General features: G+C 68.7%; 26 protein-coding genes. 17 read left to right on the plus strand and 9 right to left on the minus strand.

The genetic code is table 11. The features are described from left to right. Positions 1 to 208 precede the first annotated feature (208 nt). On the minus strand, positions 209 to 1,873 hold the full coding sequence (locus tag NDI65_RS06785) for an amidohydrolase (RefSeq protein WP_089777317.1): 1,665 nt from the start codon (positions 1,871 to 1,873) through the stop codon (positions 209 to 211). Between the two features lie 152 nt (positions 1,874 to 2,025). Between NDI65_RS06785 and hmgA the strand changes: the two genes are divergently transcribed. Beyond that, positions 2,026 to 3,237, plus strand: coding sequence for a hydroxymethylglutaryl-CoA reductase (NADPH) (hmgA, locus tag NDI65_RS06790; protein WP_089777318.1), 1,212 nt, complete (start codon positions 2,026 to 2,028; stop codon positions 3,235 to 3,237). Between the two features lie 211 nt (positions 3,238 to 3,448). After that, positions 3,449 to 3,598 carry a hypothetical protein gene (locus NDI65_RS06795; RefSeq protein ID WP_167344103.1) on the plus strand — a complete coding sequence of 50 codons (150 nt, stop codon included), beginning with the start codon at positions 3,449 to 3,451 and terminating at the stop codon, positions 3,596 to 3,598. Between the two features lie 28 nt (positions 3,599 to 3,626). Here NDI65_RS06795 and NDI65_RS06800 read toward each other — a convergent pair whose 3' ends face one another. Further along, entirely contained in the window at positions 3,627 to 4,166 is a 540-nt protein-coding gene (locus NDI65_RS06800; RefSeq protein WP_089777319.1) for a DUF5817 domain-containing protein, read from the minus strand. Between the two features lie 335 nt (positions 4,167 to 4,501). On the opposite strand from NDI65_RS06800, the gene NDI65_RS06805 reads away from it, so the two are divergent. Both NDI65_RS06805 and NDI65_RS06810 read left to right on the plus strand, forming a co-directional pair. Beyond that, the gene (locus NDI65_RS06805) at positions 4,502 to 5,005 is read left to right on the plus strand and encodes a hypothetical protein (protein ID WP_089779817.1); all 504 of its coding nucleotides are present in this window, start codon (positions 4,502 to 4,504) and stop codon (positions 5,003 to 5,005) included. Between the two features lie 189 nt (positions 5,006 to 5,194). After that, positions 5,195 to 5,650, plus strand: coding sequence for a hypothetical protein (locus tag NDI65_RS06810; RefSeq protein ID WP_089777320.1), 456 nt, complete (start codon positions 5,195 to 5,197; stop codon positions 5,648 to 5,650). Positions 5,651 to 5,702: 52 nt separating this feature from the next. Here NDI65_RS06810 and icd read toward each other — a convergent pair whose 3' ends face one another. Beyond that, positions 5,703 to 6,962 carry an isocitrate dehydrogenase (NADP(+)) gene (gene icd / locus NDI65_RS06815; protein WP_089779818.1) on the minus strand — a complete coding sequence of 420 codons (1,260 nt, stop codon included), beginning with the start codon at positions 6,960 to 6,962 and terminating at the stop codon, positions 5,703 to 5,705. 119 nt (positions 6,963 to 7,081) lie between these two features. Between icd and NDI65_RS06820 the strand changes: the two genes are divergently transcribed. After that, positions 7,082 to 8,044, plus strand: a complete 963-nt coding sequence (locus tag NDI65_RS06820; protein ID WP_089777321.1) for an isoaspartyl peptidase/L-asparaginase — start codon at positions 7,082 to 7,084, stop codon at positions 8,042 to 8,044. Between the two features lie 84 nt (positions 8,045 to 8,128). Next, positions 8,129 to 9,064: an oxidoreductase gene (locus NDI65_RS06825; protein WP_310893496.1), complete on the plus strand. Its 936-nt coding sequence runs from the start codon at positions 8,129 to 8,131 to the stop codon at positions 9,062 to 9,064. 75 nt (positions 9,065 to 9,139) lie between these two features. Here NDI65_RS06825 and NDI65_RS06830 read toward each other — a convergent pair whose 3' ends face one another. Continuing rightward, positions 9,140 to 10,096 carry a hypothetical protein gene (locus NDI65_RS06830; protein ID WP_310893497.1) on the minus strand — a complete coding sequence of 319 codons (957 nt, stop codon included), beginning with the start codon at positions 10,094 to 10,096 and terminating at the stop codon, positions 9,140 to 9,142. A gap of 182 nt (positions 10,097 to 10,278) precedes the next feature. On the opposite strand from NDI65_RS06830, the gene NDI65_RS06835 reads away from it, so the two are divergent. Beyond that, entirely contained in the window at positions 10,279 to 10,917 is a 639-nt protein-coding gene (locus tag NDI65_RS06835; RefSeq protein ID WP_310893498.1) for a DsbA family oxidoreductase, read from the plus strand. A 70-nt stretch (positions 10,918 to 10,987) separates the two neighbouring features. Next, the gene (locus NDI65_RS06840) at positions 10,988 to 11,143 is read left to right on the plus strand and encodes a hypothetical protein (protein WP_004969554.1); all 156 of its coding nucleotides are present in this window, start codon (positions 10,988 to 10,990) and stop codon (positions 11,141 to 11,143) included. Between the two features lie 74 nt (positions 11,144 to 11,217). Here the strand turns inward: NDI65_RS06840 and NDI65_RS06845 are convergent, their stop codons facing one another. Continuing rightward, positions 11,218 to 11,859, minus strand: coding sequence for an alpha/beta hydrolase (locus NDI65_RS06845; protein WP_310893499.1), 642 nt, complete (start codon positions 11,857 to 11,859; stop codon positions 11,218 to 11,220). 166 nt (positions 11,860 to 12,025) lie between these two features. Here NDI65_RS06845 and NDI65_RS06850 point away from each other — a divergent pair, with 166 nt between their 5' ends. The 3 genes from NDI65_RS06850 to NDI65_RS06860 are packed head-to-tail and all read left to right on the plus strand — an operon-like array spanning position 12,026 to position 14,404. After that, positions 12,026 to 13,060 carry a thiamine pyrophosphate-dependent dehydrogenase E1 component subunit alpha gene (locus NDI65_RS06850; protein ID WP_310893560.1) on the plus strand — a complete coding sequence of 345 codons (1,035 nt, stop codon included), beginning with the start codon at positions 12,026 to 12,028 and terminating at the stop codon, positions 13,058 to 13,060. Then, positions 13,060 to 14,100, plus strand: coding sequence for an alpha-ketoacid dehydrogenase subunit beta (locus tag NDI65_RS06855; protein ID WP_310893500.1), 1,041 nt, complete (start codon positions 13,060 to 13,062; stop codon positions 14,098 to 14,100). Before NDI65_RS06850 ends, NDI65_RS06855 begins: the two co-directional genes overlap by 1 nt. A 43-nt stretch (positions 14,101 to 14,143) precedes the next feature. Next, the gene (locus NDI65_RS06860) at positions 14,144 to 14,404 is read left to right on the plus strand and encodes a lipoyl domain-containing protein (RefSeq protein ID WP_089777326.1); all 261 of its coding nucleotides are present in this window, start codon (positions 14,144 to 14,146) and stop codon (positions 14,402 to 14,404) included. A gap of 14 nt (positions 14,405 to 14,418) precedes the next feature. Here the strand turns inward: NDI65_RS06860 and ppk1 are convergent, their stop codons facing one another. Next, complete coding sequence (gene ppk1 / locus NDI65_RS06865) at positions 14,419 to 16,644, minus strand: polyphosphate kinase 1 (RefSeq protein ID WP_310893501.1); 2,226 nt, start codon at positions 16,642 to 16,644, stop codon at positions 14,419 to 14,421. Positions 16,645 to 16,722: 78 nt separating this feature from the next. Then, on the minus strand, positions 16,723 to 17,424 hold the full coding sequence (locus NDI65_RS06870; RefSeq protein WP_089777328.1) for a metallophosphoesterase family protein: 702 nt from the start codon (positions 17,422 to 17,424) through the stop codon (positions 16,723 to 16,725). Between the two features lie 183 nt (positions 17,425 to 17,607). Between NDI65_RS06870 and map the strand changes: the two genes are divergently transcribed. From map to NDI65_RS06885, 3 genes are all read left to right on the plus strand, one after another. Beyond that, a complete protein-coding gene (gene map, locus NDI65_RS06875; RefSeq protein ID WP_089777329.1) occupies positions 17,608 to 18,498 on the plus strand; it encodes a type II methionyl aminopeptidase in 891 nt (296 codons plus the stop codon). An 83-nt stretch (positions 18,499 to 18,581) separates the two neighbouring features. Further along, complete coding sequence (locus NDI65_RS06880; protein ID WP_089777330.1) at positions 18,582 to 19,142, plus strand: HIT domain-containing protein; 561 nt, start codon at positions 18,582 to 18,584, stop codon at positions 19,140 to 19,142. 81 nt (positions 19,143 to 19,223) lie between these two features. Beyond that, entirely contained in the window at positions 19,224 to 20,159 is a 936-nt protein-coding gene (locus NDI65_RS06885; RefSeq protein WP_310893502.1) for a cation diffusion facilitator family transporter, read from the plus strand. A 15-nt stretch (positions 20,160 to 20,174) separates the two neighbouring features. Here the strand turns inward: NDI65_RS06885 and NDI65_RS06890 are convergent, their stop codons facing one another. Together NDI65_RS06890 and NDI65_RS06895 are read right to left on the minus strand one after the other, a co-directional pair. Beyond that, on the minus strand, positions 20,175 to 20,765 hold the full coding sequence (locus tag NDI65_RS06890) for a S26 family signal peptidase (protein ID WP_089777332.1): 591 nt from the start codon (positions 20,763 to 20,765) through the stop codon (positions 20,175 to 20,177). Positions 20,766 to 20,861: 96 nt separating this feature from the next. Next, the gene (locus NDI65_RS06895; RefSeq protein WP_089777333.1) at positions 20,862 to 22,151 is read right to left on the minus strand and encodes a tRNA (N(6)-L-threonylcarbamoyladenosine(37)-C(2))-methylthiotransferase; all 1,290 of its coding nucleotides are present in this window, start codon (positions 22,149 to 22,151) and stop codon (positions 20,862 to 20,864) included. Positions 22,152 to 22,397: 246 nt separating this feature from the next. On the opposite strand from NDI65_RS06895, the gene NDI65_RS06900 reads away from it, so the two are divergent. The 3 genes from NDI65_RS06900 (at position 22,398) to NDI65_RS06910 (ending at position 25,455) form a co-directional block, all read left to right on the plus strand. Then, a complete protein-coding gene (locus NDI65_RS06900; protein ID WP_089777334.1) occupies positions 22,398 to 22,799 on the plus strand; it encodes a DUF5518 domain-containing protein in 402 nt (133 codons plus the stop codon). Positions 22,800 to 22,918: 119 nt separating this feature from the next. Next, positions 22,919 to 24,232, plus strand: coding sequence for a PQQ-binding-like beta-propeller repeat protein (locus NDI65_RS06905; protein WP_089777335.1), 1,314 nt, complete (start codon positions 22,919 to 22,921; stop codon positions 24,230 to 24,232). Beyond that, positions 24,229 to 25,455, plus strand: a complete 1,227-nt coding sequence (locus NDI65_RS06910) for a PQQ-binding-like beta-propeller repeat protein (RefSeq protein WP_089777336.1) — start codon at positions 24,229 to 24,231, stop codon at positions 25,453 to 25,455. The genes NDI65_RS06905 and NDI65_RS06910 overlap by 4 nt, the downstream gene beginning before the upstream one ends. Positions 25,456 to 25,481 lie beyond the last annotated feature (26 nt).

Consider the following 25,481-nt stretch of genomic DNA (forward strand, 5'->3'; position numbering starts at 1 on the left):
TTGGTCACCACGGTGGAAGTCCAATCATCGGGCCTTATTGAAAAATATTTTTCTTCAATACTCGGCACTCACCCGTATATATTCTCTTCACGATTGATTAGCCAGTGGTATCTGCGTTCGATTGGCTGTTAGAAGTCGATAGAAGTCACTACTCGGTTAGAGAATAATCTCATTCAAAAGAGTGGCCTCGTCGGAGACGATAACTCGTTCAGTCGCGTTCGAAGACGACGCGACCGTCCACGACGGTCATCGAGACGGCGATATCGCGAATCGAGTCGGCTTCCCACGGCGACTCGTCGAGGACGACGAGGTCCGCGGCGGTGCCGACCGCCACGGTTCCCAGTCGGTCCTCGTCGAAGCCGGCGTGGGCCGCACCCGACGTGTACGCCCGGAGCGCCTCGGTGACGGTGAGCGACTGGTCGGGGTTCGGGTGGTCGGTGGCGAGGTCGACGCCGAGAAGCGGCCCGAGGGGCATGCAGTCGCTCCCGAACGCGAGGTCGACCCCGGCGTCGAGCAGGTCGCGGTAGCGGTTGGTCCGCAGGCGTCGCTCGCCGAGGCGGGCGTCGTAGAGGCCGCCCTCGTCGGCCCACTTCAGGAAGTTCGGCTGGACCGAGGCGACGACGCCCGACTCGGCGAACCGCTCGATGGCCTCGTCGGAGGCGAGTTCGACGTGTTCGACCCGGTGGCGGGCCGCGCCGGGGTCGTCGGTCTCCTCGTACGCGTCGAGCACCGCGTCGACGGCCGCGTCGCCGATGGCGTGCGCGGTGAACTGATAGCCCGACTCGTCGGCGTCGGCGACGAGGCCGCGGAGTTCCTCGGGGTCGACGACCCACTGGCCCGTCTCGTCGTCGGCCGCGTCGGGGTCCGCCGCGGCGTCGGCGTAGGGTTCTGTGAGTTTCGCGGTCCGCCCGCCGAAGCTCCCGTCGGTGAACGTCTTTATCGCGCCGACGGTGACGAGGCCGCCGCGGCTCCCGCCCCCGTGGTTCGTCCGCAGGCCGACCTCGCGGAGCGCGTCGAGGTGGTCCGACCAGTAGTTGATTCGGACGCGGAGGGCCAGCTCGCCGGCCTCGGCGAGGTCGCGGTAGACCTCGGGCGCGCGGGAGCCGCGGACCATGTCGTGGACGCCGGTGACGCCGCGGGCGGTCGCGTACGACTGCGCCGCGCGGACGAGTTCGGTCATCTCCTCGCGGCCCGGCTCGGTCGCCTCCCGGAGCACGTCGACCGCGCCCTCGACCACGACGCCGGTCGGCTCGACGGCGACGTCGCCATCGCCGTCGCCCTCGGAGGGACCGTCGTCTCCGGCGGTCTGCACGCCCTCGTCGGGCATCTCGTCGGCGTAGCGGTCGAGGACGACCGAGTTGACGCCGGCGGTGTGGAGGTCCTCGCGGAAGGCGACCACGGGGAGCGACTCGGAGACGGCGTCGAGGTCGTCGCGGGTGAGGTATCGAGAGTCGTCCCACGTGCTCTCGTCGTAGCCGTAGCCGAACACCCAGTCGGTCCCGCCGTCGCCGCCGGTCTCGTTGTCGTCGGCCCCGTCGCCATCAGCCCCGTTTTCGCGTTCGACCTCGGCGGCCCGCTCGCGGAGCAGTTCGACCGCCTCCGCCGGGGAGTCGGCGGCAGAGAGGTCTGCGTGGACGAGCGACCGCCCGACCATCGGGAGGTGCGTGTGGGCGTCGATGAAGCCGGGAAGGACGACTCGCCCCTCGCAGTCGACGACCCGCGTCTCGACGCCGGCGAGCAGTTCCACGTCGAACGCGCGGCCGACGCGGACGACCTCGCCGTCGCGGACGGCGACGGCTTCGTGCGTCTCGTCGGGCGAGCCGAGCGTGTGTACCTCCGCGTTCGTCAGTACGAGGTCCGCTGACGCGGTCATACGTTCGACCCCGACGCGGGAGGGCAAAACGGTTCGGGAGGCGGCGGAGCGGTCGGGCGGTGGTCGGACGACGGGGCGGCCTTGAACGGGGACGGACCGCGGTCGTTGGAAGAACCGGAACGCGTTAGGGCCGGCGCGGGAAACGTCGGGGCATGACAGACGCCGCGTCCCTCGCAGACCGCGTTCGGGAGGGCGAACTCCGCCTCCACGAACTCGAAGCGCACGCCGACGCCGACACCGCCGCCGAGGCGCGCCGCTCGCTCGTCGAAGAGCAGTCCGGCGCGTCGCTCGACGCGGTCGGGAACTACGGCTTCCCCGCCGAGGCCGCCGAGTCGGCAATCGAGAACATGGTCGGCGCGATTCAGGTGCCGATGGGCGTCGCCGGCCCCGTCAGCGTCGACGGCGGCTCCGTCTCCGGCGAGAAGTACCTCCCGCTCGCGACCACCGAGGGCGCGCTCCTCGCGTCGGTCAACCGCGGCTGCTCGGTCATCAACAGCGCCGGCGGCGCGACCGCTCGGGTCCTCAAGTCCGGGATGACCCGCGCGCCGGTGTTCCGCGTCGCCGACGTGGCCGAGGCCGAGGCGCTCGTCTCGTGGACCCGCGACAACTTCGCGGCGCTGAAGGAGGCCGCGGAGGAGACGACGAACCACGGCGAACTCCTCGACGTGACGCCGTACGTCGTCGGCAACTCCGTGTACCTGCGGTTCCGCTACGACACCAAGGACGCGATGGGGATGAACATGGCGACCATCGCCACCGAGGCGGCCTGCGGCGTCGTCGAAGAGGAGACGACCGCCTCGCTCGTCGCCCTCTCGGGCAACCTCTGTTCCGACAAGAAGCCCGCCGCCATCAACGCCGTCGAGGGCCGCGGCCGGAGCGTCACCGCCGACGTTCGAATCCCGCGCGAGGTGGTCGAAGAGCGCCTGCACACCACGCCCGAAGCGGTCGCCGAACTCAACACCCGCAAGAACCTCGTCGGCTCCGCGAAGGCCGCGAGCCTCGGCTTCAACGCCCACGTCGCCAACGTCGTCGCCGCGATGTTCCTCGCCACCGGGCAGGACGAGGCGCAGGTCGTCGAGGGGTCGAACGCCATCACGACCGCCGAGGTGCAGGACGGCGACCTCTACGTCTCGGTCTCCATCGCCTCCCTCGAAGTCGGCACCGTCGGCGGCGGCACGAAGCTCCCGACGCAGTCCGAGGGCCTCGACGTCCTCGGCGTCAGCGGCGGCGGCGACCCCGCCGGCTCCAACGCCGACGCCCTCGCCGAGTGCATCGCCGTCGGCTCCCTCGCGGGCGAACTCTCGCTTCTCTCCGCGCTCGCCTCGCGGCACCTCTCCAGCGCCCACGCCGAACTCGGTCGATAACGCGAACCGGGTTTCAGTTTCACCGCCGTCGGGGACGACTCATCGGCTTTTCTTCGCGTCCCTTCGGCTTGTACCTCCGAAATCACCACCACCCGTCCACTTTCACTTTCACTCCGCACCCGTGGCTCGCGTTTATTCCGTTTCCGCGGAAACGATGAAAATGCGTCCGTCGGGGAGCACCCGCGGGCGTGTCCACAACCCATCCCCTCCCATGCCACTCCTCACACGCGGTACCGACCCCGAATCGCCCGACGAGTACGACGACGCGCGGCGGGTGGCGCTCGCGCTCAGGCTGGTGAAGTTAGCCCTCGGCGTCGTCGCCTCCGCGCTGACGGTGGCGAAGTTGCTCGGCGCGCTCTGAACCGCGCCCGCGAGGGCGACCCCGGCGCTCAGACCAGCCGGTGTCGACCCCGGGACTCCGACACCTCGCCGCGCCGCCGGAGCTTATCGAGCAGGTCGCGGGCGCGGTCCTCGGGAACGCCCCGCTCGACCGCCGCCGCGACGATTTCCGCCTCGGTCGGCCGGTCACCGTCCCGAACCGCCTCGCGGACGACCGTCAGGCGGTCGGGCGACCCCGACGACGAGTTCCGACCGCGAGAGGCGGCCTCGCCCGCCTCGAACACCTCGTCGGCGTCGAGCCCCGAGCCTTCGAGGTACTCGCGGTCGTCGACGCCCGACTCCTCGACCCGCCGGTCGAGTTCCGAGACGTGTTCGACCTGCGCGAACGCCTCGCTGTCGCCGTGTTTCTTCGCCAACAGCGCCGAGCGCGCCTGCCGCGCGGCGTCCCTGTCGTCGGACTCGAAGAAGCGCCGGAGCTTCTTCGTCTGGTGTCGCCTGCCGCACCGCGGACACGTCGCCGTCTTCGACCCGTCGGGGTCCGAAAGCAACCACATGTTCGCGCAGTCCGTACACCCCACGACCGCGTACATACGCCGTTGTTCCGCGGCGTCGGATTTGAACGTTCGGGAGCGCGAGCCGCCGCGGGACCGCGGGCCCCCGCAACTCGGCGTGGCTGGACCGCCGTCGGGCGCGAACCGCCGTGCGTTAGAGCCACCGTTACGGCGGTTCCGGCGGGTTGGGGCCCCTCTCGAACGAGGCCGTGATACGTTTCAGTCGAAACATATGAGGAGAAAGCATTTATCAACCCGGTGTCACAATCCGATAGACGGTAGTCCCTAACTATGCCCTCCCCCCGCGTACTTCCTCCATGGACAACGCCCGGCGCGCCGAACACCCCGGTCACCGCGACGAGCGACGGGCGACGATGAGTCACTCGAAGCTCGCGCGCGAGCCGTGGCTGTGGGCGTTCGTCGGCGTCTGGTCGGCGGTCGTCACCGCGCTCCACTTCGGCGGGCTCGCGTACGACGTCTACACGCGCATCTGGTGGTGGGACGTGCTCACCCACTCGCTTTCGGGCTTCGGCGTCGCTGGCGTGCTGTTCCTCGTGTTCCCGCGGACGTTCCGGGGCGCTCGCGCCCCCGTGGTCGTCGCCGGCATCGTCCTCGCCATCGGCGCGGGCTTCGAGGTGTACGAGTACCTGTTCAAGGACTTCTGGTGGGGCTGGTCGATGGCCTACTACGCCGAGGACACCGCGATAGACCTCGTGGTCGACGTGGCGGGTGGCCTCGGCTTTTTCGCCTTCGTCGAGGGTCTCGTCCGGTCTCGGACGCCGACCGACGCGACGTCCGGCGGGTCGTCGCCCCGCGTTGGTCACCTCCGCTCGGACGGCGGCGAGAAAACGGACGACGACCGCCCGGCGGACCGGTAACGTCGACGTCGGTGCGCCCGCGACGAGGGCGATTTCACCCCAAGGGGGAGTTCACCCCAAACGTGTTGTTTCGTCGGAGAAAAGATACATATCGATGATGATCGATCTCTCGTCCATGCTTCCGCTCGCAGGAGATCACACACCGCGCCCCGCCACCCGAGTCGACGCGTTCCGGCCACCGACCCGCGCATGCTGAGACGAACCTGGAACGAGACGGTGTTGGCCGGGTGGGAAGAGCGACCCCGAGAGATGGCCGTCGTCGCCGTGTTCGGGAGCGTCGTCACCGCGACGCACTTCACGAGCATGGCGCTGTTTCTCTACACGCGCATCTGGTGGTGGGACATCCTCGTCCACGCCGCCTCCGGGTTCGGCGTCGCGGCGATTCTCTACGTCCTCAACCCCCGCCTGCTCCACTCGCGGGTCGCGCTCCTCGTCGTCCTCCCGATGGCCGTCGCCGCAATCGGCACGTGGTTCGAGGTGTACGAGCGCCTGTTCACCGGCTTCTGGGTCGAGTGGCCGCGTTCGGTCTACTTGGAAGACACCGGCGTCGACATCGTCGCCGACACCGCCGGCGCGGTCGTCTTCGGCGTCGTCAGACCGCTGTGGAACCGGATTCGGCGCTGGCGAGACCCGAATCGACTGTAGTCGGCGCGAAAGAGATGCGGCGTCGGTGCCGCGAGAGAAGTGGTGTGTTCGCTTACGCGAGTTCCTGAATGTTCTCGACGACCTTGTCGGCGTACTCGCTCGTCGCGAGCTTGTTGCCGCCCTCGATCTGGCGTTCGAGGTCGTAGGTGACGTCGCCGTCCGAGATGGTCTTCTCGACGGCGTCGCGGATGAGCTTACCGGCGTCCTTCCAGCCCATGTACTCGAACATGAGGCGGCCGGAGAGAATCATCGCGGTCGGGTTGACCTTGTCCTCGCCGGCGTACTTGGGCGCGGAGCCGTGGACGGGCTCTGCGAGACAGAGGCCCTCACCGAAGTTCGCGCCGGGGGCGATGCCGAGACCGCCGATCTGCGCGCCGGCGGCGTCGGACATGTAGTCGCCGTTGAGGTTCATCGTGGCGATGACGTCGTAGTCGGCGGTGCGGGTGAGAAGCTGCTGGAGCATGTTGTCGGCGATGCGGTCCTTGACGACGACCTTGTCCTCGGGCTTCTCGCCGTCGTACTCCTCCCAGAGCTCGTCTTCCGTGATGGTGACGTCGCCGAACTCCTCTTCTGCGAGTTCGTAGCCCCAGTCGCGGAACGCGCCCTCGGTGAACTTCATGATGTTACCCTTGTGGACGAGGGTGACGGAGTCGCGGTCGTTTTCGAGGGCGTACTCGATGGCCTCGCGGACGAGGCGCTTCGTCCCGAACTCGGTGATGGGCTTGATGCCGATGCCGACGGGGCCGTCGTGGATGACGCCCGTGGCGCCCATCTCGTCTTCGACGAACTCCTTGACCTTCTGGACCTCGTCGGTGCCGGCTTCCCACTCGATGCCGGCGTACACGTCTTCGGTGTTCTCGCGGAACGTGACCATGTCCATCGCCGAGGGGTTCTTGACGGGCGACGGGACGCCGTCGAGGTGGTAGGTCGGGCGGACGTTCGCGTAGAGGTCGAGCTTCTTGCGGAGCGCGACGTTGAGCGAGCGGAAGCCGGCACCGACGGGCGTTGTGAGCGGGCCCTTGATCGCGACGCGGTGGTTGCGGATGGCGCTTACCGTGTCCTCCGGCAGGTTCTCGTCGTACTTGTCGCGGGCGGACGCGCCGGCGTAGACGCGCATCCAAGAGACAGAGCGGCCGGTCGCCTCGGCGGCGGCGTTGAGGACCTTCTGCGCGGCGGGGCCGACGTCCGTTCCGATTCCGTCGCCGTGGATGATCGGAATAATCGGGTTGTCGGGGACGGAAAGCTCGCCCGTCTCCTCGTCGACCGTGATTTTCTCGCCGTCGTCCGGAACCTCAATCTGGTCGTAACTCATGAACATTCAGAGCTTTCTAGTGCGGTGTAAAAGTCCTGCCGTTATCGACGGAGAGGTGCAAATCCCGCGCCATTCCGCGGTCGATACGTTTACACCCGCGCTCGGAGGACAACCCGCGTATGCGAGTTATCCTCCACGGCGGTGCGGGCGGCATCCCCGGCGAACCGGAGCCCAGACAGGCCGTCATGGACGACGCGGCCGACGCGGGCGCGAGCGAGTCGGACCCGCTTTCGGCGGTCGAGACCGCGGTTCGCGTCCTCGAATCGGACCGGCGGTTCAACGCCGGCGTCGGCGGCGCGGTCCAGTCTGACGGCGTCGTCCGCACCGACGCGGGCGTCATGCTGAGCGACCGACGCGCCGGCGCGGCCTCGGGCATGGCGGGCGTCGAACACGCCGTCTCCGTCGCGCGCGCTGTCCTCGAAGACACCCCGCACGTCCTCCTGACGGGCGAGCCGGCGGTCGAGTTCGCCGCCGACGCGGGCGTCGAGACCGGCGTCGACCTCTTCACCGACGAGACCCGCGAGCGCTGGGCGAACGCGGACGCTCCCGAGGGGTCGCCGACGGAACACCTCGCGTGGCTCGCCGACCGCTTCGGCGAGAGCACGAGCGACCCGACGGCCGAGGCGGGAGACGGCTACCTGCCGGCGAACGACAATTCTGAGGGAACCTCAGCAGGCAGTGACCGCTCGGCTCACGACGTTCGCCTTCCCGGTCACGACACGGTCGGGGCGGTCGCCACCGACGGCGAGACGTTCGCCTCCGCGACATCGACCGGCGGCCGCTGGTTCGCCCTCGCCGGCCGCGTCGGCGACGTGCCGCAGATCGGGTCGGGCTTCTACGCCTCCCCCGCGGGCGGCGCGTCAACCACGGGAGCGGGCGAAGACATCGCCCGCGTGACGCTCGCCCGACGCGCCGTCGGCCACCTCGAACGCGGCTGCGACGCCCAGACCGCGGCCGACCTCGCCATCGAGGAGTTCGGCGAACTCACCGGGTCGTCGGCGGGCATCATCCTCCTCGACGACGACGGCTTCGGCTCGGCGTACAACTCCGACGGGATGCAGACCAGCACCGCATCGAACTGAGGTCGTCGCGGCCGGCGGAGAGCGCGTTTCGGTCGCGCCGACCTCGCCGCCACGGTTTACTCGGTTCGGGCCGTTGAATCCCCCATGAGCGACTGGACCGCGGCCGACGTTCCCGACCTCTCGGGGAAGACTGTCGTCGTCACCGGCGCGAACAGCGGCCTCGGCTTCGAGGCGACGCGCATGTTCGCCGAGAAGGGCGCGCACGTCGTCATGGCCTGCCGGAGCCTCGACCGCGGCGCGGACGCGATGGCCGACGTCCGCGACGCGGTGCCGGCGGCCTCGCTGACGCTCTCGGAGCTCGACCTCGCCGACCTCGACTCGGTTCGGCACTTTGCCGACGAGTTCGCCGCCGAACACGGGTCGCTGCACGTCCTCTGCAACAACGCCGGCGTGATGGCGATTCCCCGGCGGGAGACCGCACAGGGCTTCGAGACGCAGTTCGGCGTGAACCACCTCGGCCACTTCGCCCTGAGCGCCCGCCTGTTCCCGACGCTCCGCGACACGCCCGGCGAGACGCGACTCGTCACGATGTCGAGCGGCCTCCACGAGCGCGGTCGGATGGCGTTCGACGACCTGCAGGGCGAACGCGACTACGACGAGTGGGACGCCTACGCCCAGAGCAAGCTCTCGAACCTGCTTTTCGCGTTCGAACTCGACCGCCGGCTGACCGCCGCGGGCATCGACGACGTGCTGAGCGTTGGCGCACACCCCGGTTACGCCGCCACCAACCTCCAGTTCCGCGGGCCCGAGGCGTCCGGGTCGACGCTCCGGTACTGGATGAGCAAACTCGGCAACGCGCTGTTCGCCCAGTCGGCCGAGATGGGCACGCTCCCGCTCCTGTACGCCGCCACGTCGCCGGCCGTCGAAAGCGGGGAGTACGTCGGCCCGCAGGGGCTGTTCGGCATGCGCGGCACCCCCGGCATCGCGGAGCCGAGCGACCGCGCCAGAGACCCCGAGACCGCCGCACGGCTCTGGGAGGTCTCGGAGGAACTCACCGACACGCGGTTCCGACTGGCCTGAGTCCCGAACCGTCCCGTGCGGGCGGCGACGGCGGCCCGCTGGTCGAACTCGCGGCGACGAATCACCGCGGCCCCGTCACCGATAGCCGAGCGCTTCGAGCCGCCGTTCGACCGACTCGTCTTCGTACTCGCGCCCTTCAGTCTCGCGGTCGCCGCGGGTGATGTCGCGGCGCTCGTCCGCCGGGAGTTCGAGCCACGGGACGTCGACCAGCGCCGGGATGTGCAGGTAGTCGTCGTGGCCGTAGACCCTGGTCGGGAACGGGCCGGACCGCTCGCCGAGGGCGTTCCCGTGGTCCGCCGTGACGACGTGCTTCCCCGGGACGTCTTCGACGAGTTCCCGAACGTTGTCGAGCGCGAGGGCGAGGTTGTCCCTGTACGCGCGCCAGACGTCCGCCTCGTCGACGTCGCCCTCGCGGAGGCGCTCCCAGACGAGTTTCACGTCCGGAACGTCCTCGTCGAGCGACTTGGCGACCGCGCCGAGATACCCCCGGTCGCCGTCGAGGCGGTACTCGCCGACGAACGGGTAGTGCGGTTGCATGAAGTGGACGATGAGGCGTTTGTCGGGGAACCGCTCGTGGGCCTCCTTCGCGTGTTCGACCATCGTCTCCGGTCGGACGGTTTCGAGTTCGTCGTCCCAGTCGTCCATCCAGACGTGGTCGACGTGGTGGAACGGGTCGCCGGGAATCTGGTAGACGAACGGGTTCGCCGTCACGTAGACGGTGTCTTTCAACTCGCGCCCGTGGAAGTTCTCTTCGAGGAACTCGGTCGAGGCGCTCCCCCGCGACGTGACCCGTTCGAGCGTGCCGCCGAGGTCCCCCCGATACGACCCGCGGTACACCTCCTCGAACAGGTCGAACCGACAGCCGTCCAAGATAAACAGGTTGTCCCAGTCCCGTTCGACCACGTGCGCGCCGTCGTTGGACTTCACCTCCTGGTAGTAGTACCGCGGAACGTACCTGTTGAACACGTCCGCGTACCAGTATCGGTCGTCCCAGTTCCGCCTGAGGCCGTCGGCGATTTTTTGTAACTTCATTGTTAGCGTCCCCCGGATGCGACCGCCGGTCGGTTTCGAAGACCGACCACAGTAATATCAAAACTTTGCTACTTGATGGCTGAAAAGAACGATATTCGAGACTGTTCGCGTCGGAGGGCGCTCGCCCCGACCGCACGCGACAGAGCAATCCGCTTTTGTAACCGGAAGGGATACGAGTGCGTATGAGCGAACCCGACGCGGAGCCGGACCACATCACCGTCTACTCGGACTACGTCTGTCCGTTCTGTTATCTCGGCCGCGAGTCGCTGCGGCAGTATCAGGCGACCCGCGACGAGGAACTCGACATCGACTGGCACCCCTTCGACCTGCGAAGCCACAAGCGCCGCCCCGACGGGAGCATCGACTTCTCCGTCGACGACGGGAAAGACGACGACTACTACGAGCAGGCCAAGGAGGGCGTTCGCCGTCTGCAAGACAAGTACGGCGTCGAGATGGACCTCGACATCGCGACCGACATCGACTCCCTGCCGGCGCAGGTCGCCTCGTTCTACGTGAAAGGGCAGTACGACAACGACACGTGGCTCGGATTCGACGTGGCGATCTTCGACGCGCTCTGGCAGGAGGGCAAAGATATCGGCGATGAGGACCTGCTTGTCGAACTCGCCGAGGACGCCGGCGTCGAGGGCGACGAAGTCCGCTCGGCGCTGTCGGACGACGCGCTGTTCGCGGAGGTGCGCGAGCAGTTCGCCGAGGCACAGCGCCACGGCGTGACCGGCGTTCCCACCTTCGCCTACGACGGCTACGCGGCCCGCGGCGCGGTCCCGCCGGAACAGCTCGAACGCCTCGTCGACGGGGTCTGAACCCGCGTCCGCCCGCCGGGCGACACTCCCGCGAGCTACATTCATTTTGTAAGCGGTCGTAGCTATGCGCATGGCCAACAGACACCACCGTTGCAACCTCTGCGGTCGCGATTTCGACAGCGGCGAGCGACTCGACGAACACGTCGAGCGCCGACACCCCAAGGAGGACGTCCGCTGGTGGGTCGTCGTCGAAGACCCCGCGAAGGACCTCAAGTTTTCGCGCTGAGCCACCCGACCCATCCCGGTCGACCCGCACTCGGCTCCGCGGTCGCCCTGCGGTCGGTTCCCCGAGCGACGCCCTCAGCCGAGGTGCGTCTCGAACCAGTCGGCGGCGAGGTCGGCCACGTCGTCCAACTCGCCCGGTCCCTCGAACAAGTGACCCGCGCCGGCGACGACCTCCAGCGACTTCTCGCAGTCGAGTTCCGCGAACGCGTCGCGGTTCAGGCTCAAGACCGGTTCGTCGGCACCGCCGACGACGAACAGCGTCGGTGCCGTCACGTCGCCGAGCCGCGACTCCGCGAGGTCGACGCGCCCGCCCCGAGAGACGACCGCGCCCGCGTCGTCGCCGAGGTCGGCCGCCGCGAGGACCGCCGCCGCCGCGCCGGTGCTCGACCCGAAGTAGCCGTAGTCGAGGCCGGCGGTGTCGTCGCGGCCCCGGAGCCACTCGGTCGCGCCGAGCAGTCGCTCTGTCAGAAGCGGGATGTCGAACCGCGTCTCGTACCGCTCGTCTTCCTCCTCCGTGAGCAGGTCGAAAAGGAGCGTCCCGACCCCGCGGTCGCGGATGACCTCGGCGACGAAGTTGTTTCGCGGGCTCTTTCGACTGCTGCCGCTGCCGTGGGCGAACACCACGAGCCCCGACGCGCCCGCCGGAATCCGGAGGTCGCCCTCCAGCACCGCGTCGCCGACGGGTATCGAGACGAGGTTCGGCGTCGTGTCGTTCATACGAGACGATACGACGGACTGGGGCTTAGGCCTGTCTCGACCCGTCGATTCGCGTGAATTCGCAGTCCGCTCGTTCTGATGGTCATGACTTACACAATTAATGTTAATATACAATCGGGAGTACACCCGTACGCCAACCATGGTGAGTGTTACCGACCTACGGACGATGTACGAGCAGATGGTGACCGCTCGACAGTACGAGGAGCGACTGGTGGACGAGTACCTCGTCGGGAAGCAGCCGGCGTTCGACATCTCGGCGGGACCGATTCCCGGTGAACTCCACCTCGCGGCGGGCCACGAGGCCTCCGGCGCGGGCGTCTGCATCCACCTCCGCGACGACGACACGGTGACCGCGCCGCACCGGCCGCACCACATCGCCATCGCGAAGGGCGTCGACCTCAAGCGCATGACGGCCGAGATTTTCGGCCGGAAGACGGGGCTGTGCCGCGGGAAGGGCGGCCACATGCACCTGTTCGACCCCGACGTGAACTTCGCGTGTTCGGGCATCATCGCGCAGGGCTGCCCGCCGGCGGTCGGCGCGGCGATGGCCGCGAAAAAGCGGAACACCGACGCCGTGGCCGTCGCCTTCCTCGGCGAGGGCGCTATCGACCAGGGCGGCTTCCTCGAATCGCTGAACCTCGCGGCGGTCCACGACCTCCCGGTCGTCTTCGTCGTCGAGGACAACGACTGGGCCATCAGCATGCCGAAGGACCGCGTGACCGACGTACAGAACGGCGCACAGCGCGCCGACGGCTTCGACCTGCCGGGCGTCCGCGTCGACTCCGACGACGCGATGGCGGTGTACGAGGCGGCGGGCGAGGCCGTGATGCGCGCCCGCGACGGCAACGGGCCGACGCTCATCGAGGTGCAGGTCCACCGCCGGATGGGCCACTTCATGGGCGACGCGGAGGGGTATCGCCCCGAGGCCGACATCGACCGCGCGAAACAGCGCGACTCCATCGAGCGCCTCGCCGAGGACCTCCGCTCGCACGGCGTGACCGACGACGACATCGACGAGATTCGAGAGCGCGCCCACGAGCGGGTCGAGGAGGCGATTTCGTGGGCGAAAGAACAGCCCGAGCCCGACCCGGAAGAGGCGTACGAGAACGTGTTCACGAACCCGCCGGCGCAGGCGGCGACGGACGGCGGGGCCGCGGCAGACGCACCGGGCGACGACGGCGAGACGGGAGGTGACAACTGATGGCGACCGAATCGCGAGACTACACCGAAGCGACCGAGACGGACCGCGAACTGACCATGAGCCGGGCGATGGTCGAGGCCATCGCGTGGGAGATGCGCGAGAACGAGGAGGTGTTCTACATGGGCGAGGACGTCGCCGACTACGGCGGCATCTTCTCCAGTACGACCGGCCTCTTGGACGAGTTCGGCCGCGACCGCGTGATGGACGTGCCAATCAGCGAGACGGCCTACCTCGGCGCGGCCGTCGGTGCCGCACAGGCCGGGATGCGCCCGATTGCCGAACTGATGTTCGTCGACTTCTTCGGCGTCGCCATGGACCAGATCTACAACAACATGGCGAAGAACACCTACATGAGCGGGGGGTCATTTTCGGTCCCGATGGTGCTGACCACGGCCGTCGGCGGCACGTACAACGACGCCGGCCAGCACTCCCAGACGCTCTACGGGACCTTCGCCCACCTGCCGGGGATGAAAGTCGTCGTCCCCTCGACGGCCTACGACGCCAAGGGGCTGATGCACAGCGCCATCCGCGACGACGACCCGGTCGTCTACATGTTCCACAAGCGCCTCATGGGCCTCGGCTGGATGCCGTCGCCCTCGGGCCCGAAGACCGGCGTCCCCGAGGAGGACTACGCGATTCCGTTCGGCGAGGCCGACGTGAAGCGCCCCGGCGACGACGTGACCGTCGTCACCCTCGGCCTGCACGTCCACCGGGCGATGGAGGCCGCGGAACAGCTCGACGACGACGGCATCGACGCCGAGGTCATCGACCTCCGGACGCTCGTGCCGCTCGACACCGAGACGGTGCTCGATTCGGTTCGGAAGACCGGCAAACTCCTCGTCGTCGACGAGGACTACCAGTCGTTCGGCGTGACGGGCGAAATCATCGCCCGGGCGGCGGAAGGCGCGCTGGACGACCTCTCGGCCGTCAAGCGCCTCGCCATCCCGGACGTGCCGATTCCCTACGCCCGCTCGCTGGAAGACGAAGTCAACCCCGGCACCGACGACATCGCGGCGGCCGTCCGCGAACTCCACGAATGAGACGAGCGCCCGAAACAGACGGAGACGGAAGCGAGGCCGGACGATGAGCGACGCCGTCGACGTGAACTCGGCCGACTCGTGGCCCGACGACGCCGACGACGTGACCGAGGGCTACCTCGCCAACTGGTTCGTCCGCGAGGGGTCGGCGGTCGACGAGGGCGAGACGCTCTGCGAGATACAGGTCGAAAAGGTGAGCATCGACGTGGCCGCGCCGACGACGGGGACGGTCGCGGAGATACTCGTCGCCGAGGGCGACGACTTCGCTCGCGGCGACGTGCTCGCGCGGGTGCAACCGAGCGCCTGAACCGGTCTTTTTCTTCAGTCGTCGCTCGCCCGGTACGCCGCGCCGAGCGCTCGGTCCATCAGCTCTCGGTGGGCCTCTCGGACCCGCTCGTCGTCGCCGGGGCGACGCTGTTCGTACCGACCGTCGGCGTCCATCACCCAGCGCCGGCGGTTATCCGACAGGAGCGCGTCGAGCACGGCGTCGAGTTCGGCGCGGTGTTCGGGGTCCTCGACGGGCGCGACGGCCTCGACCCGGCGGTCGAGGTTGCGGGTCATCCAGTCGGCGGAGCCGACGTAGTAGTCGGGGTCGCCCGCGTTCTCGAAGTAGAAGATACGCGAGTGTTCGAGGAACCGACCGACGACGCTCGATACGGAGATGTTCTCCGACAGCCCCTCGATACCGGGTCGGAGCCGACAGATGCCGCGGACCACGAGGTCGATGTCGACGCCGGCCACCGACGCCTCGTACAGTTCGCGGACCATCGCGGGGTCTTCGAGCGCGTTCATCTTGGCGACGATGCGGGCCTCGCGGCCGGCGCGGGCGTGGTCGGCCTCTCGGCGGACGAATCGCGTCATCTCCTCGCGGAGGTTCGTCGGCGCGACCAGCAGTTTCCGGTACGTCTCGGCCCGCGAGTGGCCGGTGAAGAAGTTGAACAGGCGCACGAGGTCGTGGCCGATGTCCGGGTCGGCGGTGAACAGCCCGAGGTCGGTGTAGAGCTTCGCGGTCTGGGAGTGGTAGTTGCCGGTGGCGACGTGGGAGTACAGCCGCACCTCGTTGCCCTCCTCGCGGACGACGAGCGCCGTCTTCGAGTGGGTCTTGAGGCCGATGGTGCCGTAGGCGACGTGGATGCCCTCCTCTTCGAGCCGGCGGACCCACCGGAGGTTGTTCTCCTCGTCGAACCGCGCTTTGAGCTCGACCATCACCGCGACCTGTTTGCCGTTGTTGGCGGCCTCGATGAGCGTCTCGATGACCTCGGAGTCGGGGGCGGTGCGGTAGATGGTGGCCTTGATTGCCAGCACGTCGGGGTCGGCCGCAGCGGCCGCGAGGAACGTGCCGACGGTGCCCGTAAACGAGTGGTACGGATGGTGGACGAGCACGTCTTTCCGGGCGATTTCGGCGAACACCGACTCGGGGTCGTCGGCGGAGCGGCCGGCGAACCGCGGGTGGGGCTGGGGCGTCCACGGCGCGATTTCGAGTTCCGGGCGGTCGAGGTCGAAAAGCGACGCGAGCGCCCCGTAGTCCAGCGGTAGGTCGCGCTCGAACACCTCGGGGTCGTCCACGTCGAGCTGTTCCGCGAGCAGGTCGCGGACCGCCTCGGGCGTGCCCGACTCGACCTCCAAGCGGACCACCGTGGCGAACCGACGCTGGCGGAGCACGTCCTCTATCGTGGCGATGAGGCCCTCTGCGACCTCCTCGTTGCGGCGGACCTCGGCGTTCCGCGTCACCCTGAACGCCGAGGTGTCGACGACCTCGACGTTCGGGAACAGCAGGTCGATGTTGCGCTCGATGACGGCCACGAGCGGGACGAATCTGACGGGGGCGGCGTCGGTCGGTCCGTCCGCGTCGCCGACGCGCTCGTCCACGTTGACGAGTCGCGGGCGGTTGCCGGGGACTTTGACCCGCGAGAACTTCGTCGGCTCCTCTGCGCCCTCGGTCGTGCGGACCGCGAGCGACAGCGAGAGGTTCGAGATGAACGGGAACGGATGGGCCGGCTCGAACGTCAGGGGCGTGAGCGTCGGCAGGACCGACGCCTCGAAGTAGTCGCGGAGGGCCGCCCGCTCGTCGGGCGCGAGGTCGTCGTAGCCGACGATTTCGATGCCGGCGTCGGCGAGCGCGGGCCGAACGAGGTCGTGAAAGCAGTCGGACTGCCGGTCGAGCAGGTCGCGGGCGCGGTCGAGAACGAGCGACCACTGCTGGTTCGGGGTCCGACCGTCGGGTGAGAGTTCGCTCACGCCCGCGGCCATCTGCTGTTTCAGGCCGCCGACGCGCTTCATGAAGAACTCGTCGAGGTTCGAGGTGAGAATCGAGAGGAAGTTGACGCGCTCGAAAAGCGGGTTGCGGTCGTCTCTCGCCTCGTGGAGGACGCGCTCGTGGAAGGCGAGTTCGCTGAGTTCGCGGTTGAGATACAGCGCGGGGTCTGCGAGGTCGGCGTCGGCCGGCTCCGTCGCGTCTCCGTCGCGCTCGCGGGCGCGGACCGGCGCGGTCGACTGACCGGCGCGCCGGCCCCGCGAGTCGCCGCCGCGAGGCTCGTCGTCGGACATATGCTGAGAGAAGATGGTTCGGCGGCGACCTTTAGTTCGCCGCCTCGGCCGTCGCTCCCACCTTCGCCACGGCGGCGGTCAGACCAGCGCGGGCTGGCGGGGTTCGAGAATCTTCGAGTCCTTGCGGGACTCGTGGGTGACCTCGGCCTCGACGGCGACGAGTTCGTCGGCGTGGAGGTCGTAGGCCGTGAGCGCGCCGCCGTAGACCGCGCCCGTGTCGAGGCCCATCGCGTGCTCGAACACGGCGGGGTGGGCCATGACGGTGTGGCCGAAGAAGACGCGCTCGGGACCCTCGTAGTACTCGAACCAGAAGGGGCCGTCGTAGCTGTCGCCGGGGTTCATCGCCCGGGTGTTTTCGAGTTCGTCCACGTCGTGTTCGGAAAGCGGCTTTTCGGGGTGGACGCCGCCGTGGACGACGATGGCCCCGTCCCACGTGATGGCGACCGGGAGGTTCGACATCCAGTCGAGGTCGTCGTCGGTCAGCGCGTCTATCTCCTTCGTGCCGCGGATGAGCTTTTCTTCGTTGTTGCCGCGGACGGTCAGGAAGTTGTCGCGCTCGCGGACGAAGTCCACGACGCCCTTGCTGTCGGGGCCCTTCCGCACGAGGTCGCCGACGAAGACGACGAGGTCGTCCTCGGAGGGGTCGAGCCGGTCGACGAGGCGTTCGAGCGCCGGTAGACAGCCGTGTACGTCGCCGACGACGTACACGTCGTCCCAGTCGTCGATGTCGACTCGAAGGTGTTGCTCGGCGACGTCGGGGTGGAAGGATGGGACACTCATTGGAAACGTTCTCTCCTCTCTCTGAGCACGTCTACCTAAGAAAGGGTTGCTAGTTTCGGACTGTTGTGCTATATAGACACGAGAGAGAATAGCACGCACGCGAGGGCAGTCGACGGCGGCGGCCCGCCTCCGACCGCCGGCCATCCCGCAATCGCTTTCCGGCGCGGCCGCGAAGTCGCGGCCATGAGCATCGGACCCCTCGACGACGAGACGGTCGAGAAGTATCGAGAGGCGGGGGAGGTCCTCCGAACGGTGTTGGACGAGTCGGCCGAGATGGTCGAACCCGGCGTCACCCACCTCGAAGTCGCCGAACACGCCGAAGCGCGCATCCGCGAGCTCGCCGACGGCTGTGCCTTCCCGGTCAACATCAGCGTCAACGAGGAGGCATCGCACGCCAGCCCCGGCCGCGACGACGACACCGTGTTCGGCGAGGACATGGTGTGTCTCGACGTCGGCGTCCACGTCGACGGCTACATCGCCGACTCCGCCGTGACCGTCGACCTCTCGGGCAACGACGAACTCGTCGAGTCCGCCGAGGAGGCGCTCGACGCCGCCCTCGACATGGTCGAAGCGGGCGCGCACACCGGGAAAATCGGCGCGGAAATCGAGGACGTGATTCGCGGCTACGGCTACACGCCCGTCCTCAACCTCTCGGGCCACGGCGTCGAACAGTGGGACGCCCACACCGACCCGACCATCCCGAACCGCGGCGCGGACCGCGGCGTCGAACTCGAAGTCGGCGACGTGGTCGCCATCGAACCGTTCGCCACCGACGGCACCGGCAAGGTCAGCGAGGGGTCGAAAAACGAGATTTACAGCCTCGTCAACGACCGCTCGGTCCGCGACCGGATGTCGCGAAAACTGCTCGACGAGGTGCGCGAGAAGTACAAACTGCTCCCCTTCGCGGCCCGCTGGTTCGAGGGCGGCCGCTCCGAGATGGCCATCCGCCGGCTCGAACAGCAGGGCATCCTCCGCGGCTACCCCGTCCTGAAAGAGGAAGACGGCGCGCTGGTCGGACAGGCCGAAGACACCATCATCGTCACCGAAGACGGCTACGAGAACCTGACGCGGTAATCGGACGAAATCGGGTTCGGGTGGAGCGATACCGACCGCCCCGAGACCGAAACGGCTTGCCCGTCCGGTTCCATTGAGCCGTCATGGACCAACTGTTCGCCCCGTGGCGCATCGAGTGGGTCGCCCGCGACGACGACCAAGACGCCGACGACCCGGATGACGACCGCTGTCCCTTCTGTGCGCTCCCCGACCGCGACGACGACAGGGAGAGCAAAATCGTCGCCCGGTCGCCGCACTCGTTCGTCATCCTGAACAACTACCCCTACGCGCCGGGCCACGTCATGGTCATCCCGTACCGCCACACCGGCGAGTTCGCCGCCCTCTCGGACGCGGAACTCCTCGACCACGCGCGGCTCAAATCGAAGACGCTCGCCGCGTTGGACGCCGCCTTCGACCCCGACGGCTGCAACGCGGGCGAGAACCTCGGCGGGTCGGCCGCCGGCGGCTCCATCGACGACCACCTCCACACCCACGTCGTCCCGCGGTGGAACGGCGACACGAACTTCATGCCGGTCATCTCCGACACGAAGGTGCTCGTGCAGGCGCTCGACGACTCCTACGACCAACTTCACGAGGCGTTCGCCGGACTCGGCGGGGCGGCCGTCGACGGCTCCGACGACGCTGTTTACTTCGAATTAGACTGACTCTAAAACTCACGTGAAGTGCGTCTAATAGCCCGCTCCGGCCCGAAGCGCATTTGAACCCCACTCCCGAAAGCCACGGTAATGGAGCGAAAGCGGGCCATCCGTCGAGTCGGATTCGTCGTCCTCGCGGCGAACGTGCTTCTCGTCGTCGGGAAGGGCGGCGTGTGGTGGACGAGCGGGAGCCTGGCCCTCGGGTCCGAGGCGGTCAACAGCCTCGCGGACGCGGTCTACAGCACCATCATCCTCGGCGGCCTCTACCTGACGACGAAGCCGCCGGACTGGGAACACCCCCACGGCCACGAGCGCATCGAGCCGTTCATCTCGCTTTTCGTCGCGGTCGGCATCTTCGCCGCCGGCGGGGCGATTCTCTGGCGGAGCACGTCCAGTATCCTCGCGGGGACCTACGGCGGGTCCGCGGGGACGCTCGGCGTCGTCGTCCTCGTCGTCGCGGCGGTGTTCAAGTACGTCCTCTACCGCTACTGCTACTCGGTCGGCCGCGAGCAGAACTCGCCCGCGCTCGTCGCCGCCGGCGTCGACAACCGAAACGACATCCTCACCGCGGGCGCGGCGCTCGTCGGCGTGGTCGGCGGCCAGTTCGGCTACCCCATCTTGGACCCGCTGGCCGCGATGGTCGTCTCCATCGGCATCGTCTACACCGGCTACGAAATCGTCCGCGACAACGTGAACTACCTCGTCGGGGCCGCCCCGCCGGAGTACCTCCGGGCGCTCATCGTCCAGACGGCGCTGTCGCACCCCGACGTCTACGGCGCACACGACGTGGTCGCCCACTACGTCGGCCCCGAAATCGACGTGAGCCTCCACATCGAGGTCGAAGGCGACATGACGATTACCGAGGCCCACGACATCGAGACGTGGGTCGTGCAGGCGATTCGGAACATCGACGAGGTCGACGACGTGTTCGTCCACATCGACCCGCGGGAGCTCGGCGAGTGGAAGGAAGACGACGAGACCGAGCGCTACACCATGTTCTCGCCCGACGGCGGCGACGGTCGCTGACGCGCCGGGAGGGGGTCAAAGCAGTTTCTGCGCCTCTAACCGCAGTTCACCGAGGTACGGCACGTGGAACTGGCCTTTCGAACGCACCCAGTCGGGGCGGACGGGCGAGGCGATACCCCGCGCTTGGTCGTAGTAGTCGTTGTTGTCGCCGCGGGTGACGTAGCCGGCGTGCGGCGCGGGGCAGTTCAGGAGTTCGGCACAGGAGTCCGCGCCGTCCACGTACGAGTCGTCGGCCCGCTCGTACCAGTTCTCGCCGTCCTCGACCCGGAAGACCGCGCGGTGGATGATGGGTGAGCCGTCGCGCGACGGCGCGTCGTAGACGACGACGTCGCCCGGGCCGCCGAGTCGCCCGTAGCCCTCGCTCGCGTTCGCCGTGACGACGCCGTGCTCGTCGGCCGCGGGGCCGCCGTAGCGACCCTCGGCGGTCACGACGACGAGGTCGCCGCGTTCGAGGGTCGGTTGCATGCTCCCGCTCTCGACGGCGACCATCGGGGGCCACACGCCGCTCACCGCGAACAGCACCGCGCCGACCGCGATGACGACGGCGACCGTCTCCAGCGCGTCTCTGGCGAGCGTTCGGGCCTCCGATTGACTGTCGTCGGACACGGGTGCTGTCAGCCGTCGAGTCGCTATCAATCTTGTTGCCGGCGTCGGCGAAAAAACAGGGACGCAAACCGGGTGAACCGGCGCTGAGCCGGCCAGTCAGGCGACGGTCGGCTCCCGCGGTTCGGGCTGTGCGTCGACGGGTTCGGCGAAGGCGTAGACGGTCTGGTGGGCGGTCACCTTCACGCGGGCGAAGTCGCCGGGTTCGAGGCCGTGGTCGGTGGCGTTCTGGACGATAATCTGGCGGTAGGCCTCGTCGCGGCACTTCACGGAGTCGCCGGTTCCCTCCTCGACGACGAGCACCTCGCGCTCCGTGCCGACCATCTCGTCGTAGGCGGCGGCGACGATGTCCATCTTCGCCTCGGACATCTCCTTGGAGCGCTCCTTTTTGAGCGTCCCGCCGAGGCCCTTCAGGTCCGCGGCGTCGGTGCCGGGGCGCTTCGAGAAGCGCGTGACGTTGACCTTCTCGGGGCGAATCTCGCGGAGCAGTTCCATCGACCGCTCGTGGTCCTCGTCGGTCTCGGTCGGGTAGCCGACGATGAAATCCGTCGAGAGCGTCCAGTACGCCAGCTCCCGGTCGAACGTCTCGACGATGTCGCGGAACTTGTCGACGCGGTGCTGGCGGCGCATGTGTTCGAGCACCTCGTCGGAGCCGGACTGCACCGGCGCGTGGATGAAGTTGTAGAGCTTGTCGTGTCGGGCGAACACGTCGGCGAGTTCCTCGCGGATGCCGTGGACGCCGCCGGGGTTGGCCATGCCGACGCGGACGCGGAACTCGCCGTCGATTTCGGTGCAGATGCGGTCCAGTAGCTCGGGGAGCTTCCGGTCGCCCTTGTCCCAGCCGTAGACGCCGGTGTCCTGTCCCGTGATGCGGAGCTCCTTCGCGCCGGCGTGGACGAGCGCCCGCGCCTTCTCGACGTTCTCGTCGACCGAGGGCGAATCGACCCGGCCGGTGGCGAACTTCGTGATGCAGTACGAGCAGTTCGACATACAGCCGCGGGCGATGGGCAGGATGCCGACGACGCCGTCCAAGACGGGTTCGACGCCGGGACCGGGGGTCGGACACTCGCCGTTGGTGACGGCGGTCGGCACGTCGTCCCAGTGGAGAATCTGGGCGTCGATACCCTCCTCGCGGAAGTCGTTGCCCTGCGCGAGCGCCATACAGCCCGTGATGATGAGGTCCGCCGTCTCCGCCTCCAGCTCTTTGGCCCGACGGAGCATGTTCCGCTCCGTCTTCTCCACGACCGTACAGGTGTTCATGATGGCGACATCGGCCTCCTCGGGCCCGTCGACGCGGTAATGTCCGGCGTCGCGGAGCGCGCTCTCGATGGCGCGGCTCTCGCCGCGGTTCGAGGTGCAGCCGTATGTCTCGATGTGGTATCGGGCCATTCGGTTACCCCACGTACCGGGTCAGCGGGCAAAAACGCCGCGGTCTCCCCCGAGCCTGCCGGCGTCTGCGGTCCGTGCTATCGTCTCACGAACGCCACCGCCCACTCGACGTGGATGCCGACGAACACGGCCGACGGAGCATCGCGCCGGACGGACGCTCCGCCCCCGAGGAGTCTCGCATCCTCCGTATTATCCGCCGAAATGCGAATATAATTCATTATCTCGTGGGTTGTATTTAGACTCGCTATGAAGTTCAACATGCGCGCTATCGCCTACGGGTTCATCGCGACCGTAGTCGTCGGCATCCTCAGCGGTTTCGCGGTCCCATTCACGAACGTCACCCTCCCCACGGTCGGCTACGTCCTCACGGGTATCATCGGCGGCCTCGTCGCCGGCTACCTCGTCACGACCGGCATGGTCGACGGGGCGCTCAACGGCCTCGTCGGCACGACGCTCGGCGCGATTATCGTCGCCATCGGCCTCGTCATCATGAACGTCCTGTTCGCGGGCGTGTTCTTCGGCCTGACCGTGTTCTCGGCGGCCGTCGTCATCATCGCCCTCGCGGGCATCCCCGGCGCTATCGGCGGCGCGCTCGGAAGCATGCTGCACGACCGCTCGGCCGCCCGCCGCACCAGACCCGCGGCCTGAGCCGGCGAGTTCGGCCCCGATTGCCGTTCTCGTCGTCCGTTTTTCAGCCGTCCCGCGTTCGCGCCTCGCTACCGCACCGGCGAAAAGGTACTTATTACGGTGTTGTGCAGTTGTGGTCGATGCGTTCTCGCAGGACACCACCGGACTCGTCCTCCGCCCGCGACTCGGCCGCGACCGACAGCGCCGCTTCGTCGGCCGTCCGCAGTTCCTCCGCCGTCGCTTTGAGCAGCCGCCGCGACGCGCTTCGCCTGCTCGGGGCGGGGGCGGTCGCGGGCCTCGCGGGCTGTCTCGGCGGCGACGGACAGATGGACGACGACTTCCCCGAGGGTGTCCGCTTCGACCGCGGCTGGCGGACCTACGCGCACGACGACGCCAACACCGCGTTCCTCCCCGAGGGGGTCGCCGTCGCCGAACCGACCGTCGAGTACGAATCCGACTTCGGGATGGACTCCATGGAACCCGTCGCGGTCGACGGGGTGGGCTACACGTCCGGTGACCCGATGCGGGCGTTCGACTCGGCCGCCGGCGAGGTGTTGTGGTCCGCACAGGGAAAGAACTGGACCGCGCCGGTCGTCCTCGACGGCGTCGTCTACTCGCTCGGCGTGACGGCCCACGGGCCGAACCGGCTCGTACTCTACCGCGCGCGGACCGGCCGGGAGTTCCGAACTATCGAACTCCCCGGTCGCCCGCGGACGCCGCCGGCGCTCTCCAACGACCGCGAGACGCTGTTTCTCGGCCTCGGTGGCGAGCGCGTCTGCGCCGTCGACATCGACGCCGGCGAGGTCAGGTGGACGCGGTCGCTGTTCGGCGCGGTCCGGCTCCCCCTCGCGGTCAACCTCGGCTCGGTCTTCGTCGTCACCGAGGGCCAGCGGCTCTACTGCCTCGGCGCGGACGGCAGCGCCTACTGGCAGGCCCCGACCGAGACGGTCGAGGCCGTCGCTCCCGTCGTCGGCGAGGAGCGGGTGTACATCGCCGGTTGGGACCGAATCGCCGCGCTCGAACGACAGAACGGCGACGTGGTCTGGGAGGACGACGGCGGCGTCCACAGGCGGCTCGCGTTCGACGGCGAGCGCCTCTACGCCGCGCGCGGGTCGCTCCGGGCGCTCGACAGCGCGACCGGCGAGGAGCGGTGGCGCTACGACCCCCGCGAGAACGTCTCCGCGGCGAGCCTCGTCGCCGACACGGTCTACGTCGGCACCGGACAGGGCGAACTGGTCGCCCTGAACCGGACCGACGGCGGCGGCCCCCTCGGCGACCGCGAGCGCTGGTCGCTCCCGCTCGGACGCTACGTCGGACACTCGCTCGCCGCGACCGACCGGCGGGTGTACTGCCCGGTCGTCCGCGACGACGGTCAGGCCCAACTGGTCGTCGTCGGCGACGCCGACGCATCCGGTGCGGGCACGACCGCGACCGCGGGGGGGTCGGAGTCGTGACGCGGTCCGGCCCCGACGCGGGGCTGTCGAGACGGAGCTTCGTCGGTGCCCTCGGAACCGGCGCGGCAGTCGGTCTCGCGGGCTGTCTCGGCGGCGACGAGGGTTCGACGGGCGACGGCCGCGCCGACTGGCCGCACCCGTACTTCTCGCCCGAGGGGACCGGCTACAACCCCCGCGCGACCGGGCCGGCGTCGATGCCGAGCGAGTCGTGGGGCGTTGAGGTGGACGGTCTCGAACTGGCCCGCCCGGTCGTGTTCGGGGAGACGGTGTACCTCGCGACCAGCGAGCGCCTCAGAGCGTTTTCCGTCGCCGACGGGACCGAGCGATGGTCGGTCGAAAGCGACTCCCAGAGCGGATTCCGCTCGTCGGTGACGGTCGACTCGGAGCGCGTCTACGTCGGCCACGTCGGGGCCAGAACCGGCGTGCTCGCGTTCACCCACGGCGGCGAGGAAGCGTGGCACGCGCCGAGCGAATCGAGCGTCTGGGCACCCGTCGTCCGACCCGAACCGGACCGCGACCGACTCTACGTCTCCGACACCGCGGGGAACCTCTACCGCGTCCGCGCCAGCGACGGGACCGTCGAATGGCGCGAGGAGGTGTTCGGTCCGGTGCGTTCCCTCGCGGCCCGGTACGACACCGTCGTCGCGGGCACGGAGGGCGGCGAAGTGGTCACGCTCCGCGACGAGGGCGGCGAGCGCGGCGCGACCGGGGAGTGGCGAACCAAACACCCCGGCGGCGTGCAGTCGCTCGCAGTCGCCCAGTCGGGCGACGTGTTCGCGGGCTTCTTCGGCGCGGGCGTCGCCCGACTCAGAGGCGACCTCCGCGCCGGTGCCGTGGGCTGGCACCGCGAGGAGCCCTCGCCGCACGGCTCGCTCGTCGTCGGTCCCCGTCGCGTCTTTTCGACCGACGGGACCGGCCTCGACGCCTTCGACAAGCGTACCGGCACCCCCTCGTGGGCGGCCGGTGACGACTTCTTCGCGCCGCCCGCCGGGGCCGGCGACACCGTCTTCGTCTCGGACACGAGCGACGACGGCGGCGTCGTCGCCTACGACGCGGGGGGCGGCGTCGGCCTCGACGACACCCGCATCGGTGCGGTGCGCTGGCGATACGACCTCGCGGGGCGCGCGCTAACTGGCCCGACGCCGGCGGGCGACGCGCTGTTCGTCGTCGAATCCGGCGGCGACGACGGGCCGCGACGGCTCGTCGCGCTGCGGGCCGAGTAAGAGAGCGGTTTCGGAGGTTCGACAGG

The organism is Haloferax sp. S2CR25, assembly GCF_031624535.1.
Lineage (GTDB): Archaea > Halobacteriota > Halobacteria > Halobacteriales > Haloferacaceae > Haloferax > Haloferax massiliensis.